At 51.7% G+C, this 15,373-nt stretch carries 28 protein-coding genes; all 28 read left to right on the top strand.

Annotated features, from left to right (window positions below):
- The first annotated feature begins 124 nt into the window (after window positions 1-124).
- The 28 genes from V8Q34_RS11325 (at window position 125) to V8Q34_RS11460 (ending at window position 15,312) form a co-directional block, all read left to right on the top strand.
- Window positions 125-886, top strand: a complete 762-nt coding sequence (locus V8Q34_RS11325; RefSeq protein WP_103732654.1) for a rolling circle replication-associated protein — start codon at window positions 125-127, stop codon at window positions 884-886.
- Window positions 879-1,235 carry a hypothetical protein gene (locus V8Q34_RS11330; RefSeq protein ID WP_118594208.1) on the top strand — a complete coding sequence of 119 codons (357 nt, stop codon included), beginning with the start codon at window positions 879-881 and terminating at the stop codon, window positions 1,233-1,235. The genes V8Q34_RS11325 and V8Q34_RS11330 overlap by 8 nt, the downstream gene beginning before the upstream one ends.
- 12 nt (window positions 1,236-1,247) lie before the next feature.
- Window positions 1,248-1,484 carry a hypothetical protein gene (locus V8Q34_RS11335; protein ID WP_054353784.1) on the top strand — a complete coding sequence of 79 codons (237 nt, stop codon included), beginning with the start codon at window positions 1,248-1,250 and terminating at the stop codon, window positions 1,482-1,484.
- Window positions 1,481-1,891: a single-stranded DNA-binding protein gene (locus V8Q34_RS11340; protein ID WP_103732848.1), complete on the top strand. Its 411-nt coding sequence runs from the start codon at window positions 1,481-1,483 to the stop codon at window positions 1,889-1,891. The genes V8Q34_RS11335 and V8Q34_RS11340 overlap by 4 nt, the downstream gene beginning before the upstream one ends.
- Window positions 1,892-1,900: 9 nt before the next feature.
- Window positions 1,901-2,263 (top strand): hypothetical protein, encoded by a 363-nt coding sequence (locus tag V8Q34_RS11345; protein WP_335835451.1) that lies wholly within the window; start codon window positions 1,901-1,903, stop codon window positions 2,261-2,263.
- Window positions 2,256-2,516 (top strand): hypothetical protein, encoded by a 261-nt coding sequence (locus V8Q34_RS11350; RefSeq protein ID WP_335835452.1) that lies wholly within the window; start codon window positions 2,256-2,258, stop codon window positions 2,514-2,516. The genes V8Q34_RS11345 and V8Q34_RS11350 overlap by 8 nt, the downstream gene beginning before the upstream one ends.
- On the top strand, window positions 2,513-2,800 hold the full coding sequence (locus V8Q34_RS11355; RefSeq protein WP_103732845.1) for a hypothetical protein: 288 nt from the start codon (window positions 2,513-2,515) through the stop codon (window positions 2,798-2,800). Before V8Q34_RS11350 ends, V8Q34_RS11355 begins: the two co-directional genes overlap by 4 nt.
- On the top strand, window positions 2,784-3,134 hold the full coding sequence (locus V8Q34_RS11360; RefSeq protein WP_033144028.1) for a hypothetical protein: 351 nt from the start codon (window positions 2,784-2,786) through the stop codon (window positions 3,132-3,134). Before V8Q34_RS11355 ends, V8Q34_RS11360 begins: the two co-directional genes overlap by 17 nt.
- Entirely contained in the window at window positions 3,131-3,361 is a 231-nt protein-coding gene (locus V8Q34_RS11365; RefSeq protein ID WP_103732844.1) for a hypothetical protein, read from the top strand. Before V8Q34_RS11360 ends, V8Q34_RS11365 begins: the two co-directional genes overlap by 4 nt.
- 537 nt (window positions 3,362-3,898) lie before the next feature.
- Entirely contained in the window at window positions 3,899-4,045 is a 147-nt protein-coding gene (locus tag V8Q34_RS11370; RefSeq protein ID WP_335835453.1) for a hypothetical protein, read from the top strand.
- An 18-nt stretch (window positions 4,046-4,063) separates the two neighbouring features.
- On the top strand, window positions 4,064-4,222 hold the full coding sequence (locus V8Q34_RS11375; RefSeq protein WP_335835454.1) for a hypothetical protein: 159 nt from the start codon (window positions 4,064-4,066) through the stop codon (window positions 4,220-4,222).
- A 77-nt stretch (window positions 4,223-4,299) separates the two neighbouring features.
- Entirely contained in the window at window positions 4,300-4,830 is a 531-nt protein-coding gene (locus V8Q34_RS11380; protein ID WP_335835455.1) for a hypothetical protein, read from the top strand.
- Between the two features lie 205 nt (window positions 4,831-5,035).
- The gene (locus V8Q34_RS11385; protein ID WP_225305372.1) at window positions 5,036-5,449 is read left to right on the top strand and encodes a hypothetical protein; all 414 of its coding nucleotides are present in this window, start codon (window positions 5,036-5,038) and stop codon (window positions 5,447-5,449) included.
- A gap of 113 nt (window positions 5,450-5,562) precedes the next feature.
- A complete protein-coding gene (locus V8Q34_RS11390; RefSeq protein WP_054353790.1) occupies window positions 5,563-5,751 on the top strand; it encodes a type II toxin-antitoxin system HicA family toxin in 189 nt (62 codons plus the stop codon).
- Between the two features lie 36 nt (window positions 5,752-5,787).
- Window positions 5,788-6,183 carry a type II toxin-antitoxin system HicB family antitoxin gene (locus V8Q34_RS11395; protein WP_033144010.1) on the top strand — a complete coding sequence of 132 codons (396 nt, stop codon included), beginning with the start codon at window positions 5,788-5,790 and terminating at the stop codon, window positions 6,181-6,183.
- A gap of 712 nt (window positions 6,184-6,895) precedes the next feature.
- The gene (locus tag V8Q34_RS11400; RefSeq protein WP_033144009.1) at window positions 6,896-7,192 is read left to right on the top strand and encodes a hypothetical protein; all 297 of its coding nucleotides are present in this window, start codon (window positions 6,896-6,898) and stop codon (window positions 7,190-7,192) included.
- Window positions 7,185-7,430 carry a hypothetical protein gene (locus V8Q34_RS11405; protein ID WP_103732542.1) on the top strand — a complete coding sequence of 82 codons (246 nt, stop codon included), beginning with the start codon at window positions 7,185-7,187 and terminating at the stop codon, window positions 7,428-7,430. Before V8Q34_RS11400 ends, V8Q34_RS11405 begins: the two co-directional genes overlap by 8 nt.
- Before the next feature lie 67 nt (window positions 7,431-7,497).
- Window positions 7,498-7,887, top strand: a complete 390-nt coding sequence (locus tag V8Q34_RS11410) for a P27 family phage terminase small subunit (protein ID WP_158587376.1) — start codon at window positions 7,498-7,500, stop codon at window positions 7,885-7,887.
- Window positions 7,874-9,601: a terminase large subunit gene (locus V8Q34_RS11415; RefSeq protein WP_335835456.1), complete on the top strand. Its 1,728-nt coding sequence runs from the start codon at window positions 7,874-7,876 to the stop codon at window positions 9,599-9,601. The genes V8Q34_RS11410 and V8Q34_RS11415 overlap by 14 nt, the downstream gene beginning before the upstream one ends.
- A gap of 9 nt (window positions 9,602-9,610) precedes the next feature.
- Window positions 9,611-10,789: a phage portal protein gene (locus V8Q34_RS11420; RefSeq protein ID WP_054353791.1), complete on the top strand. Its 1,179-nt coding sequence runs from the start codon at window positions 9,611-9,613 to the stop codon at window positions 10,787-10,789.
- On the top strand, window positions 10,782-11,363 hold the full coding sequence (locus V8Q34_RS11425; RefSeq protein WP_033141856.1) for an HK97 family phage prohead protease: 582 nt from the start codon (window positions 10,782-10,784) through the stop codon (window positions 11,361-11,363). Before V8Q34_RS11420 ends, V8Q34_RS11425 begins: the two co-directional genes overlap by 8 nt.
- Window positions 11,364-11,365: 2 nt before the next feature.
- Entirely contained in the window at window positions 11,366-12,790 is a 1,425-nt protein-coding gene (locus V8Q34_RS11430) for a phage major capsid protein (RefSeq protein WP_335835457.1), read from the top strand.
- 31 nt (window positions 12,791-12,821) lie between these two features.
- Window positions 12,822-13,115, top strand: coding sequence for a hypothetical protein (locus tag V8Q34_RS11435; RefSeq protein ID WP_335835458.1), 294 nt, complete (start codon window positions 12,822-12,824; stop codon window positions 13,113-13,115).
- Entirely contained in the window at window positions 13,105-13,428 is a 324-nt protein-coding gene (locus V8Q34_RS11440; protein WP_033141859.1) for a hypothetical protein, read from the top strand. Before V8Q34_RS11435 ends, V8Q34_RS11440 begins: the two co-directional genes overlap by 11 nt.
- On the top strand, window positions 13,425-13,751 hold the full coding sequence (locus V8Q34_RS11445) for a hypothetical protein (protein WP_250810252.1): 327 nt from the start codon (window positions 13,425-13,427) through the stop codon (window positions 13,749-13,751). Before V8Q34_RS11440 ends, V8Q34_RS11445 begins: the two co-directional genes overlap by 4 nt.
- A gap of 13 nt (window positions 13,752-13,764) precedes the next feature.
- Entirely contained in the window at window positions 13,765-14,265 is a 501-nt protein-coding gene (locus tag V8Q34_RS11450) for a hypothetical protein (RefSeq protein WP_250810251.1), read from the top strand.
- Between the two features lies 1 nt (window position 14,266).
- Window positions 14,267-14,890, top strand: coding sequence for a hypothetical protein (locus tag V8Q34_RS11455; RefSeq protein ID WP_291599764.1), 624 nt, complete (start codon window positions 14,267-14,269; stop codon window positions 14,888-14,890).
- Window positions 14,887-15,312 carry a hypothetical protein gene (locus tag V8Q34_RS11460; protein ID WP_033141863.1) on the top strand — a complete coding sequence of 142 codons (426 nt, stop codon included), beginning with the start codon at window positions 14,887-14,889 and terminating at the stop codon, window positions 15,310-15,312. The genes V8Q34_RS11455 and V8Q34_RS11460 overlap by 4 nt, the downstream gene beginning before the upstream one ends.
- Window positions 15,313-15,373: the final 61 nt, after the last annotated feature.

The following is a 15,373-nucleotide window of genomic DNA, read 5'->3' on the forward strand; positions in this document are numbered from 1 at the left end:
CGAGCTACAGGGTACGATTCTATATTACTATCATGAAAAAAAGATGTCAATATATGGGGAAAAGATCCCCTTTTTATCACTTGATAAGACTATTAAACTTGAGATAACACAAGGGGAATGAGATATGAAGACGAAGCGGGTAACATATGAGTTCGCGGATGTGATCGAGCGGGAAGAATACCTTGACGGGAGGTATGGGGCCCCAGGAGAGAAAAGGAGCGTGAAGAAGAAGGCGACCCCGGAGCAGGTGGCCCAGGTGAACCAGTGGAACAAAGAGAAGAAGGCCAGGCACCGCCTGCGGAAGTATTTCAAGGTGAACGATTATCTCATCACCCTGACCTATCCAAAGGACAGACGGCCGAAAGATATGAAACAGGCAAAGGCGGATTTTCGGGAGTTTTATCTGGCCGCCGGGAAGGAATACAAGAAAAGGGGCATGGAGCTGCGCTGGATCCGGAACATCGAGTGCACCCCGACCGGGAACTGGCACATCCATGTAGCCCTGAACCGGATCCCGGATACGGACATCATCATAGAGGCGGCCTGGAAGCACGGCAGGGTAAAGGACAAGCAGCTGCTGTACCGGGAAGGGAACTTCAAGAAACTGGCCCAGTATCTGACGAAAGATGCAAAGAGCCAGGAGAAATATGTCGAGAAGGGCGTGCTGGACCATAAGGTCGTAGAAGCAAACTACTCCGTTTCTAGGAACATGCCCCTGCCGGAGCCGGAGAAAGAAAAGCTGGACCGTTGGCCAAAAGAGCCGGAGGCGCCCAGGGGCTGGTACATAGATAAAGAATCATATTTTGAGGGAAGGAACAAGGTGACCGGATTTCCTTACCGGCATTATACCCTATTCCGGATCCAGACAGGAGGAAAGCGTGAATGAGCTGATGTACCCCAAACAGGGGAAGAAGAAAAAGAGAAAGAAGCATGGGAAGAGCATCCTACAGGACCAGTCCTGTAAACAGTGCTTCCTGTGTATGCTGCTGGAAGGGGACTTCCGGGAAAAGCCGGTGCAGGACCATCATGTCTTTTATGGGAGCGGACGCAGGCAGATCAGTGAGGAGCAGGGATTCAAAGTGAACCTGTGCCTGCGCCATCATATCGACGGGGCGGAGGCCGTGCATCAGAACCGGAACTATGACCGGATGCTGAAACGAATGTGCCAGCAGGTCTATGAGCTGGATCACAGCCATGAGGATTTCTTGGGACTTTTCCATGAGGATTTCAGATGAGGAGGATAAAAGATGAAGCTGGGACAGAGGATGAGCCTGGGACAGCTGGAGGAGATGCACCAGCTGGCTCTGGAAGGGAAGAACGCGCTGCAGATCTCCAGGAGCATGGACGTGTCTCCTACGACAGTCAGGGAGTACATGAAGAAATGGGGCCTGGATGACAAAGGAGGGAAAAAACAGGGAAAATACCCGCCGCAGCTGATCGCGGAATGGGACAGATTACATGAAAGGTATGGGAAGAACGTATGAACAGAGTCGTATTGATCGGAAGACTGACCAGGGAGCCGGACAGCAGGTATACACAGGGGGAGGAACCCTTTATGATCACGACCTATACCCTGGCCGTGGACCGGGCCCGGAAGAAGGAAGGGGAGGCAGAAGCGGATTTCGTCCGCTGTGTGGCCTTCCGCAGACAGGGGGATTTTGCCGCAAAATATTTCCGCCGGGGGATGAAAGTGGCCGTAAGCGGCCGGATCCAGACGGGGAGCTATGTGAATCGGGAGGGGCGTAAGGTATATACCACGGATGTCATCGTGGATGACCAGGAATTTGCAGAGAGCAGGAAGGCAGAAGAACCGGTGACGCCGGTGCCGGTGGACGAGGATGGTTTTATGCATTACCCGGATGAGGCCATGGATGACCTTCCTTTCTCTTAGGAGGCAGCCATGAAAAAAGTGAAGATAAGTATCCGGATATGTGGAAAGACAGCCACAGCGAACCTGCTCTATGTGGATAAGAGCGGGAAAACGCATAGATCTGTGAAGCAGGTGGAGAAGGGGCCTGGGGACACCCGGGCGGCAGTGGAGATAAAAGCCCTGCTGGCAGGCCTTCAGGCCCTGCGGGAGCCGGTAGAGCTGGAACTGTCCGCCCCGGCACATATAGGATCGGCGGTAAAGAATGGCTGGCTGGACCACTGGGCGGCATCCGGCGGTAAAAAGTATGATGGGAAACCGGTAAAATGCTGGGAACTATGGGAGCAGGTGCATGAGCATCTGCAGAAGCATAAGATAGGAGGAACACATGGATAAGTTAAAAACAGACGGGGATATCATGGCGTATCTCAGGAATATCAGGGACAACCTGGAGAAGATAGCAGAAAAGACTGGGCAGGAGATCCATTTATATGTAAATGGCAAGGATTACGGATCTGTAGAGACCGGAGGATATATCGCCATAAAGGTAAACGGGCGGGAAAGTTACCAATACCGGCTGGATGAGGTAAAGGACTGGAGACATGTGGAGCCGGATCAGATCGCATTTGAAAAGGGGGAAAGAACATGACATTTAGAGAAAAATTGCAACAGGAACTCCCCACGTTTGTAAATGAAAAATGGTGGGGAGGATGCAATGGTTGCCCGGATACATATGGATATGAGATAGAAAGCGATTGTATAGCATTAGATGATGAAACGGACGAAGACAAGAAAAGGCATTGCACAGAGTGCTGGGACCGGGAAGCACCGAAAGAACGGGAAGAACCGAAAGAAATGACCTTTGCGGAGATAGAGCAGGCCCTCGGACACCCGGTAAAAATCGTAGGTGATAGCCATGAGAGCGATCAGTGAGATGTATAAGCGTTCCGGAGGTACCGACTATCGGAACCTATGCGCGGAGTGTGATAACTTCTTCCGAGAGAACAGAAGATTCTGCTGCAGGCTGTACCAAGAAGCTGGAGGAACGAGGCAGTGGCAGCCACAGTGGATCGCCTGCAGGTATTTCAACCTTCCGTACCTCCCGGAACAGAATAGAGGAAAAACGGAACAGAATCGGGGAAAAGCGGAACAGAGACAGGGAGAACCGGAACGGGAAGAGACGGGACAGATCTCAGAGCAGCAGGAAGGGGTACAGATGAGTATCTTTGATTATCCGGAATATCTGTCGGGAAGGGAAAGAACATGACAAAAGGTGATAACATCAGGCGTATGCTCGCGACGGATGAGGGCATAGCTGATTTTTTTATGGAACATGGTATAGATGATGGGATTGATTTCTGCCACAGTGAAAATAAGCCGGAATGTGAGAAACTGGTAAATATCCAAGGCGGAGGGTCAGTACCGGATGAATGGTGCCGGCAGTGTCTGACCGAGTGGTTAAAGGGAGAAAGTTTTAAAGATAGGGGTGTATGAAATACTGTGTGAAAGAACAGAGAGACAATTAGAAGAGGTATATCAGAGCAGAAAGCCTTATTTGAGTAAAAAGAGTGAATGCGAGGAATTACATGATGTTTGGATGAAGAGATCAGGTCAAATATCAATATCAGAATACATGCAGGCCAGAGACAATACACCTATAAGACGTTGCGGCCAATGTGTCTGCCGGAGCTGCCTGTACTGGTGGTCAAGTCGTTGCCTATACGGTGATTGCTATGATGATTACCGGGCAAAGGTGGAGCCATACGACAAGGCTCATCCAGATAAGCCGCCACGGACTGCCTGGAGCAACTGGGATAAGCCGGGAGAGCAGGCGCACTGGTGTAGAGGCGGGATATTTTATCCGGTCCATTACTGCCCAGGGTTTACAAAATATAAAGGCTGCCAGGTAAAGGAGTGCCTAAAGTGCAATGTGGCAGTGTATCAGGACGGGTACATAGCATGTAGTCTGGTGGATACTCTGGGGTGCGAGGCTTGTTACCAGGAGTTTTGTGAGAGTATGGAGGATTAGAAATGGAAAATAGAGAAAAATGTGGGAACTGTGTATGGCATATACCAGGCAAGGATGATTGGATATGTTCCTGCGAAGACTCAGAGGCATATGGACTGGAAACAGAATATACAGATGTTTGTGAGGAATTTCACGATATAGAGAATTAATATTTAGAGGAGATACTTATGTGTAATGATTTTGAGTGTGTGCATGATCAGTGCGGCATTTGTAGCTACACGGATGCGAATTGCGAATATGAGGACTGCGAGATGTGGGGAGACTGCGGGCGGCGGATGCGGTGGTGTTACTATAACGAAGATTACGGATACGGGATTTCATTATAGTGCGGGTGGCAGGAGAGACAAGAGTGTTCAGTACAAGGATATAGATGAAATTTATTAAAATAGCAGGAGGAAATCTGATGAAGATAAGAGTGACAACGGAAGGTAAGAGTGTAGCGATAGACTTAGAGAAGAAGCTGGGAGAAAAGGTATTCAAAGCGATCGTGCTGCAGTTACTGCAGGCAGATGGAATGGACCAGGGGCAGCAGTCGGAAACACTGGTGAAGGAGCAGCTGCCAGGAACACCGGTGCAGATCCAACCGAGAGCAAGAGTGAAAGAAAAGCCAGAAGATTCAGAAGAACCATCTAAGAAGCTGGGAGGTGCGTATACATACAAAGGATTCTTGTATTTAAAGTGCCCTTCCTGCGGGCATACAAGAGGATTTTGTACAAAGAAAGAGATAGGAGGATATCATTGTGAACTATGCGGAGCATATCACCCATTTACAGAAGAATTGAAACAGCTGCAGGTGAATTGCCAGTGCGGGAGAAAATTTGAATATATGACCAACAAAGAGGAAAAGATGTTCGATATCAATTGTATAGACTGCGGAGGTCCCGTAGCTGTGAACTATAACGAAAAGAAAGAGATTTATGAGACGATCAGATAAAGAGGAAGGAGAAGAAGTGTGATGGGAGCACCACAGATCATATATGCAGTTTTATTAGGGTTCAGCATAGCGGACAGTTTTGCTAATAACGGGCGGATCAGAGCCGGAAAAGTGAGTTTCGGTCAAACATGTATCAGATGTCTGCTCACTTTGGGGATTTTATGGTGGGGAGGATTTTTCGGATAGACAGCAGGAGGCGAGGCCGTTGGAGAGTAAGATGACCAGGAAGATGTTAGATGATTACATAAAGATAAAAAGAGAGATCCCGGTCCTGAAGATGGAGATTCAGGAGATGCAGACAGGGGAAGGCGGCCTGATAAGCAGCACCGTGTTTGATTATCAGAGAGGATTTCCACGGGCACAATCTGTGGTCGGCATGGACTGGAAACTCTTCGAGAAGAGAAAAAAGATCCTGGAGCAGAAGAGGAAGAGAGCCAGGGCGGTAGAGATGTGGATCGAATCGATAGAGGACGGACAGACCCGGTGCGTGTTCCGAATGTTCTACATGGAGGGAATGACCTGGGAGCGGATCGCGGCCAAAACAGGATATCAAAGCAGTCCGGACTATCCCCGTTTGATGATACGGGATAAATATTTAAAAAAGTGTGGGATAAAATAGATTCTATACATCAGCCACTTATTTGTACACGTGATAATACGTATAAAAACGATTGACATACGTAATAATACGTGATATAGTAAAAATATGATAAGGAAAGGAGATACGAGGAAATGCCAATGACTTCAAAGGAGATGATAAAACATCTGAAAGACAACGGCTTTGCAGAGGTGAGTCAAAATGGTTCCCATGTAAAAATGAGAAACCAGGCGACTGGAAAGCAAGTGATCGTACCTTATCATTCCAGATCTTTGAAAAAGGGGCTGGAACAGGCTATATTGAAACAGGCAGGGCTGAGATAGTGCCCTGCCTTCGGCAGGAGTATGGAGGTAGGAAGCATGAAAAAAACATTTTATCCGGCTGTTTTTCATAAGGCAGAAGAGGGAGGATACTGGGTATCATTCCCTGACTTTCCGGAATGCCTGACGGAGGGGGATGATATGGCGGAAGCGTATGAGATGGCAGTTGATGCGCTGGGCCTGGAACTCACAGATAGGATGAAGCGGAAAGAAGAGGTACCGGCTGCAAGGGAAGCGGATCAGGTAGATACAGAAGACGGGGTGCTGGTCATCGTAGAATTCGATCAGGAAGCATATAGAAGAAAGCACAGCAGCAGGGCAGTCAAGAAGACATTAAGCATTCCGGAATGGCTGGATGAAGAGGCAACGGCAAGGGATATCAATTTTTCTCAGGTGCTCCGGGAGGCACTGCTGGAGAAGATAAATGCAGGATGAGTAACAGAAGAAAGTGATAGATAGGATAGCAGTTTAGAGCAGACAAGGGCGCATTCCTTTCCGGGAACGTGCCCTTTTGACGTCGGGAAAATATGAGATAAAGTGTAAGTAGTTTGTGTTATATTAACAATAGATACCGTAGGCGACACCAAATGGCTCATTTGGAGGTTGACTATCCTCCTTTTTGTAATTTGGCTACTGGGTGTTGTAATTTTGTTGGTGTATCAAACTCAGGCGGCAACGATTCAGTATAATGTAATTCATGATGTTTAGGAGAAATCTTATACATAAAAAACCAAGCACTCAAGGTACTTGGTTACTTGCTGAAAGTGTTACCACAGTTCAGCTGGTTTATAATTCTTTCTCGACAATTGAATTATAACACTGTGGTATACCTTTTTCATGTGATTCCTTTGACTTATAAGGGCGCCTTCCTTTCAGTGAAGGTGCCTTTTTAGTGTATTATAGAAAAAATATAAGATAAAGTGAAAATAGTTCGTTTTATTCGTTGGATTCGTTTTATACTAACAATAGAGCCACTGGGCGGAACCAAACGGCTCATAATCCCCTTACATTTATGTAGTCCCCTTTGTTTTCCAGCCGTCAGGTGTCACAGCCTGGCGGCTGGTTTTTGATCAGAAAAAAAGAAGATAGAACATCAGAGCGTCCAGCAGAAGTGCTGGGCGCTCTTTCTATGGGCAGGAGGCGGAAGATGGATTACCAGTCAGGGAAATGGAAGAAGAAGCGGGCACACATCCTGCGGCTGGACGGCTACCGGGACCGGGTGGCAGCCATGTACGGCAGGAGCGGGGACGCGGACACAGTGCACCATATCTATCCGGCAGAGGAATACCCGGAGTATGAATGGATGGACTGGAACCTGATCTCTGTGAGCCGCGCCACGCACAACCGGTTAGAGAACCGGAAGACCGGAGAATTGACAAAGGAAGGACGGATGCTGCAGCGTCTCATCCGTCCGATGGAAGATTGGAGGAAAGGACATGGATGAATTATTAAAGGCATTACGGGAGGGCACGGTCAAGTCCGGGGATACCAGGCAGATCGATCTGGTCAATGAACTGGGCAGACAGATCAAAACCCTGCAGCAGCAGGCGGACACGATGCCGGTGAGAGTACTGGAGGAGAGCTGTGAAGCGATGCTGCCATATGGATGCAGCATCCATATCCAGGAGATGCAGGTGCATATCTATCGGGAGAGCCCCCCTGGTCCCGAAAAAGAGGCCTGAGGCTCCTCTACTGGGGGAGTACCTGTTCTTCCATCTCCGATGGAAAAAAGAAAAAGGGGGGAAACCCGTGAAAAAACAGACTATGAGCCGGAAGCGGAATGCGCTGTACCGGGAGACAAAAGCCGGCATGGAGGCGCTTGGGACATATAAAAGTGAGTTCGAGGCGCCTATCAAAAGGTACGTGGAACTGCGCCTGCAGTACGACATATTGAACGAAAAATGGTATGAAAACGACTGCCAGATCACAGAGGTATACACGAACAAGGCGGGGGCAAAGAACCAGAGGAAGACGGCACTCTATCTTGCCCTGGAGACCATGCGCAGGGAGCTGACGGAGATGGAGAATGTTCTGGGGCTGACCCCGAAGGGGCTGAAGCTCTTAAAGACAAAGGGACTGGAAAAGAAGAAAGGCGGCGCACTGGCAGAAGCGCTCCGGAAGGCAGATGGAGAAGTATAAAAACTGGGATGCCGTCATGGGGTATGCAAAGGGTGTGGTGTCGGGGAAGATCCGGGCGAACAAATACCGGATCCTGGGCTGTGCAAGGTTCCTAAAGGACTTAAAGAACCCGGCCTATGACTTTGACCCCCATGACGCGGAGTTCTGCATCCGCATCATCGAGAGCACTCTCTGTCACCAGCAGGGAGAAAAGCGGGACGCTACGCCTCTGCGCGGGACCCCGTTCCTTTTGATGGACTTCCACAAGTTCATCGTTTATAACCTGCTGGGGTTCAAGATAAAAGGGACAAAGGTCAACCGGTTCCATGAAGCACTCATCTTTATCCCCAGAAAGAACGTCAAGACCAGTTTTGCAGCAGGGCTGGCGTATGCCCTGGGCCTTTTGTACCGGATGTCCGGTTCCAAGATCTACGTGGTGGCCGCTGCGCAAAAGCAGACCATGGAGACCTTTGGGTTCTTGAAATACAACATCACCCGCATGGGAGAAGAGGAGACTTTCCGGATCATCGACAACAACAACGAGCATTCCATCAGCGCCGAGATCGGAGGAGGCCTCTTCAGCCTGCAGGCCCTGGCTGCGAACCCGGATGCCCAGGACTCTTTCAACTGTAACGTAGCGATCGCGGATGAAATCCACGCGTTCAAGAGGCCGAAGCAGTACAACCTGTTCAAGGAGGCCATGAAGGCATATTCCAATAAGCTGATGATCGGCATCTCCACGGCGGGAGATGACCCCAATGGATTTTTAGCGAACCGGGTGAAGTATTGCAAGCGCGTCCTGGATGGACAGGTGGAGGATGAACAGTATTTCATCTTCATCTGTGAAGCGGATCCCCAAAAGGGGGAGGACGGGAGCGAATACATCGACTACCTGGATCCTACAGTCCATGAGATGGCCAACCCGGCTTATGGGGCGTCTATCCGTCCGGAAGAGATGATGAACGACGCGATGCAGGCCCAGAACGACCCGCAGCAGAGGAAGGACTTCTTTGCAAAATCCCTGAACGTCTTCACAAGCTCTGTGGATACTTACTTTGACATGGCAGTCGTGCAGGCATCGGATGAGAAGTATGACTGGAGCCTGGAGGAACTGGCAGCGCTGCCGGTGACCTGGTACGGCGGGGCGGACCTCTCCCTGATGCATGACCTGACAGGAACGGCCCTTCACGGCCGGTACAAGGATATCGATATCGCGATCACCCACGCCTTCATGCCAGCTGCGCTGGCAGCCCAGAAAGCCGATGAGGACAGCATCCCATTCTTCTGGTGGGAGGAAAAGGGATGGCTGACCCTGTGCAACGGCACCGTCATCGACTATGAGGAGCCGGTGATGTGGTTTTTGAAAATGAAAAAAATGGGCTTTAAGATCAAGTGGGTTGGTTATGACAGACGGTACAGCCGGGAGTTCGTCCTGAAGATGAAAAAAGCCGGATTCCGGGTACAGGATCAGTCCCAGCGGTACGTGGAGAAGACGGAGGCCTTCCGCGAGATCGAGAACAAGTATAAGGAACAGAGGTTTTATTACTGCCATAACCGCGCCTATGAATACTGCATCCAGAACGTGAAGGCTATTGAGGACAGCGATGACTTTGTACGGTTCGAGAAAGTGGAGAAGCACCTGCGCATCGACTTGTTCGATGCGGACGTCATCGCGGCAAAGCAGATGCTGATCGATATCGAAAAGAAGCAGAAGGCGAGCGAATGGTTTTCATAAGGAGGAGACATGGCAAAGAAGAAAAAGAAACAGACCCGTGCAGAGCCGGTATCTTATCTGTGCAGCATGGAGGCGTATGAGACCTTATGCTGCAGCGGCTATACCAGCCTGGCCGACAATCCGGAGATCATGGCAGGGGTGGGTAAGATCTGCGACCTGATCTCCAGCATGACCATTTATCTGATGGGGAACACAGAGAACGGGGACGTGCGGATCCGGAATGAACTGGCGAAGAAGATCGATATCCATCCGAACCGGTACATGACCCGGAAGACCTTTATCTCCGCCGTCGTGCGCACGCTCCTCTTGGAGGGAGAGGGGAACAGCATGGTGTTCCCGGTGACAAAGGACGGGTACCTGGAAGACCTGGTGCCGGCAAGACCGGGGAGCGTATCTTTTCTGCCGGACGGATACGGGTACCGGATCTTATATGAAGGACAAGAATATGATCCGGACGGGGTACTCCATTTCGTCATCAATCCGGATCCCTCTTATCCATGGAAGGGGACCGGGCACCGGACCGCCTTAAAGACCGTGGCGGACAGCCTGAAACAGGCGGTCAAGACAAAGAAAGGCTTTATGGAGAGCAAGTGGAAGCCATCCATGGTAGTGAAGGTGGATGCTCTAACGGAGGAGTTCGCCGACCGGAAAGGCAGGAAGGAACTGCTGGAGAGCTACCTGGAGACATCCGAGGCAGGAGAGCCATGGATGATCCCGGCGGAACAGTTCGATATCAAGGAGATCCGGCCGCTGTCCTTAAATGACATTGCCCTGCCGGATTCCGTGCGGCTGGATAAACGGACCGTGGCGGCCATCCTGGATATCCCGTCTTTTCTGGTGGGGGAAGGACAGTTCGATGAAAAGGAATGGAACAACTTCATCAATACCCGTATCCGTACGCTGTGCGCCGCCCTGGAGCAGGAACTCACCCGGAAGCTCCTGCTGAGTCCGGACTGGTATTTCAAGTTCAACCTGCGATCCCTGTACGCGTATGACATCAACACCCTGTCGAACGTGGGGAGCAACCTTTACACCAGAGGGATCATGGCCGGGAACGAAGTCCGGGACTGGATCGGGCTGTCACCGAAAAAAGGCCTGGATGAGCTGATCATCTTAGAGAACTATATCCCCCAGGGGATGATCGGGGACCAGAAAAAACTGATACAGGGAGGTGAGGAAGATGCGTGAGGAACGCGGAAATGAGATGCGGCAGATGAAAGGAAAGATATCGAAGTTCGAGACACGGGAGGATTCCGAAGACCTCTATATCTCCGGATATTTTGCCGTCTTCGGCTCAGACTATGAGCTTTGGCCAGGGGCCACGGAGAGCGTGGCGGACACAGCCTTTGACGGAGCGCTCTCGGATGACATCCGGTGCTTAGCGGACCATGAGACACGCCTGGTGCTGGGAAGGACCCGGGCCGGCACCCTGACGCTCAAGACAGACAGCCGGGGGCTGTGGGGCGAGGTTCGGATCAACCGGAACGATATGGACGCCATGAACCTTTATGAGAGGGTGAAGCGCGGGGACGTGGATCAGTGTAGCTTTGGGTTCGATATCCTGGATGAGGAGTTCGAGGACCGTGGGAACGAGGTACACTGGACCATCAAAAAAGTGAAACTGTATGAAGTATCCATTGTGACCTTCCCTGCATACACGGAGACTTCCGTGAGTGCCAGGAAGAGCCAGATCGAGACGCTGCGCAGGCGCAGCCTGGAAGCCTGGCGGGAACGGATGTTAGGAAGACTGAAAGGAGAATGAAGATGGCATTACGGGCATTGCTGTTAAGGAGCAGACTGGACAAGAAGAAAAAAGAGCTGGAGGAGCTACGGGGACAGGACGCGGACTTCGCTAAGAGGGAAGCGGAACTGGAGGCTGCGATCCAGGAGATGACGGAGGAGACCACAGAAGAGGAGCGGAAGGAAGTCGAGGACCAGACAGAAGCCTTCCAGAAGGAAAAAGAAGAACATGAACAGAAGACGGGAGAGCTGGAGCGGGAGATCGAGCGGATCGAGGGCGAGATCAAGGAAGAAGAGGCGCGCAGCGCAGTACCGCAACAGCCGGTAGCACCCGCAGGACCTGCAGCCGGTGCGCCGCAGACAGAAAGAAAGGGAGAAAGGACCATGACCATGAGAGGAAAGAGATTTGAGGACATGAGCATCCAGGAGAGAGAGAGCATGTTCAGCCGTTCGGAAGTAAAAGAATTTGTCACAAGAGCCAGGGCGGTCATCTCGAACCGTCGTGCAGTGGGGAACACGGAGCTGATCATCCCGGAGATCATGCTGCCTATGCTGAACCAGATCGTATACGGGACATCGAAATTGTTAAAGTATACAAGCCATGATGTGCTGCCGGGAACGGCCAGGATGGTGATCGCTGGGGAAGACCCGGAGGGTGTGTGGACGGAGCAGTGCGGGACACTGAACGAGCTGACTTTAGGGTTCACGGATGTGGAAATGGACGGCTTTAAAGTAGGCGGATTTTTCAAGGTGTGCAATTATATCTTAGAGGATAATGACGCCGATCTGACCGGGCGCCTCATGAACGCTCTGGGCACGGCTATCGCTAAAGCCTGTGATAAGGCGATCGTATACGGAAAAGGTGCGAAAATGCCTCTGGGCTTTGTGACCCGCCTGGCCCAGGAGACGAAGCCGGATAGTTATTCCGAGACCGAGAGGGAATGGGAGGACCTGCATACCAGCAACCTCATCACTGTGACCGGAAAAAAAGGCGTGGACCTCTTTAAGGAGATCGTAAAGGCTACCAAAGCCATCGCCAATGATTACAGCAAGGAAGGCCTGGTGTGGATCATGAACAAGTCCACTCACGTGGACCTGGTAGTGGAGGCCATGGGCAGCAACATGGCAGCAGCCATCGTGTCCGGGATGTCCGATACCATGCCGGTGATCGGGGGCGCTTTAGAGGAACTGGAGTTCATGGAGGACGGTGATATCGCCTTCGGCTACCTGGGCAGCTATAAGCTGGTCGAGAGAAAAGGGATCACTCTGGGCCAGTCCGAACATGTGAAGTTCTTAGAAGACCAGACCGTGTTCAAGGGCACGGCCAGGTATGACGGAAAGCCGGTCATCGCGGAGGCCTTCGCGATCCTGAACATAGCGGGAAAAGCACCAACGACCGCCGCCACTTTCCCGGAAGACAAAGCGAATACATCCGAAGAGACAAAATGAAGTCCGAATGAGATAGAGAGGAAGGGCAGCTATGAAAAGGGAAGAACAGCTGGACATCCTGAAGATGGATCTGCAGCTGATGACGGATATACAGGACGAATACCTCAGGAAGCTGCTGGAGCTTTCGGAAGAGGAAATCCGGCGGGAAGGGATCAAGCTGGATGACAGCGTGGAGAGCGGCATGGTGCAGGTGCACTATGCGGCCTGGCTCTTCCGAAAGCGTGCTGCGAACGTGAACGAGACGGGGATGCCGCGCTTCCTGCGCTACGAACTCAACAAAAGGCTCATGAGCCAGGTCATGGGAGGGAAGAAAAATGACATTTGATGACGGAAAGCTGGAGATCTATCGGACGGTCAATGCGGCAGATCCTGGGGAAAAGCCCAGGATGGAACTGCGGTACCAGAGCTCCCATGCCTTCGGTTATGAGACCGTGGGGATCAGCCGCTATTATACTGCCCTGCAGGCAAAGGAGAAGATCGAGGAGGTCGTGCACATCTGGAGGGACCGCACGATCCATACGGACGATGTCTGCCGGATCGAGGGCGCATCCTTCCGGTGCGCCATGGTCCAGCATGTCCTGGATGAGAACGGGCTCAAGATCACGCGGCTGTCCCTGGAAAGGCTGGGAGAAAGATGATCGGACAGGCAGTGGACAAGGTAAAAGAGGCACTTCTGGAGGTCACGGAAGAGGTATCCCACTATGAGGCCAGTCAGAAAGGCTGCCACTACATTGTATATGCAGAGGACGGCGAAGGCGCAGGTGTGCATGGGGACAACCAAAAGCTGCTCCAGAGCATAGAGGGGACCATAGACCTGTATACCAAAAAGGACAGAGATCCATGGGTGGAGGGGATACAGAGGGCACTCAAGAGAAAGCGCATCGCTTTCCGGCTGTCAGAGGTCTCTTATGAGCAGGAGACCGGGTATCTCCACTACCAGTGGATCTTTGAGACCAGTTAGAGGAGGAGACCGTATGGCCGTCATGCAGATCAAGGGTATGGAGGAATATACAAAAAAGATCAAGGACCTGGCAAAGAACGAGGAAAAGGTCATCAAAACGAGTGTATATGTAGGGGCTGGTGTGATCGCAGATGCGGTAAAGGTAGCACTCAAGACATTACCCGTGGAGGAAGGCGGGAACGGACTCCCGCCTTTTGGAACACCGGAACGTCCGATATCAGGGGTATCCAGGCAGCAGAAGGGAGACCTTATAGACGGTATGGGCCTGGCGCCCATCAAGGAGTCAAAGCCGGGGTATATCAGCACAAAGCTGGGATGGGCCGGATACGGCCGAGTGAAGACAAAGAGATATCCAAACGGTGTGCCAAACCAGATGCTGATGCGCGCCGTGGAAGGCGGGACTTCCTTTCGCAGGAAAACCCTGGTGGTGCGTAAGAGCGTCCGGAAGGCGAAACAGCAGGCCGTAGAGGCCATGGGCAGACGGGCAGAAGAAGAGATCAGAAAGGAGATATGACATGGCAATCAAAGGATTATCGATCCCGGTGTGCGGGACCTATAAAAAAGAAGAGGACAGGGTGTCCTATGAAGAGCCGTTTGTGGCGGACCATGCTGTAGAATACGGCGTGTCCTGGGAGATGGGGGACGATGCGCCCTTGTACGGGGACAACAAGACCATCGAGAATGCCAGAGGGACCTTTAAGAGCGGAGAGCTGACCCTGGGCACGGCAGACCTGCCGCAGGAACTCTCTATGAAGATCCTGGGGCTGAAAGTAAAAGAGACAGAGTTCGGGCCGGAAGGGGAAAAGATCCAGGTAAAAGAACTGACCTATGACGATGATATGAAAGCACCGTACCTGGGGTTTGGGATCATCGAGGAGCATCAGATCGATGATGTGGACCAGTACCGGGCAGTTTTCCTGCCGAAGGTATGCTTCAATCTGCCGGAGGAGGCAGCGACCACCCGCGGGGAGAGCGTGGAGTGGCAGACGAAGAGCGTCACAGCTAAGATCCTCCGGTCCGACGCCGTGGATGAGGAGAACAAGCATCCCTGGATGCAGGACGCCTGGTTCACGAAGGAGTCGGAGGCCGTGGAGTACCTGATGTGGAAATGCGGGAAGGAATGGGAGGGCGGTCTATGATCAGTTATCTGGAGATCGCCGGGAAGAGATATCCTATGTCTTTTTCCCTGGGAGCGCAGAAGGCAATCGTGGCCAGGTATGGCGGTATGGAATGTCTGGGAGATCTGAGGAGCAGAGGACTGGATGAGCAGGATATGGACATGCTCATCTGGATGACGGAACTGCTGATCGCGCAGGGATGTGCATATAAAAATTATTTTGAAAAAGATATCCCGGCACCGAAGGACGCGCCGGTGGATGCGGATGGAAAATGGATCCCACTTCCGGCGGAGGCCATCGAGGTGGGGATCACGGAACTGGGAGGCCTGGCGGTCCTGGTAAAGAGCATCCTGCAGTGCATCGGGATCTCCAAGAAACAGGAAGTCGAGGCAGAGCCTGTGGAGGGCACCGTAAAAAACGCAGAGACCACGCAGGGCCGCTGAGCTTTGCGTGGTATGACTTCTGGGGAAGAGAACTAGGAGCGCCGGTCCTGGAATATTCCTG

Origin of the sequence: Blautia sp. JLR.GB0024 (assembly GCF_037000545.1) — a bacterium.
Lineage (GTDB): Bacteria > Bacillota > Clostridia > Lachnospirales > Lachnospiraceae > Blautia > Blautia celeris.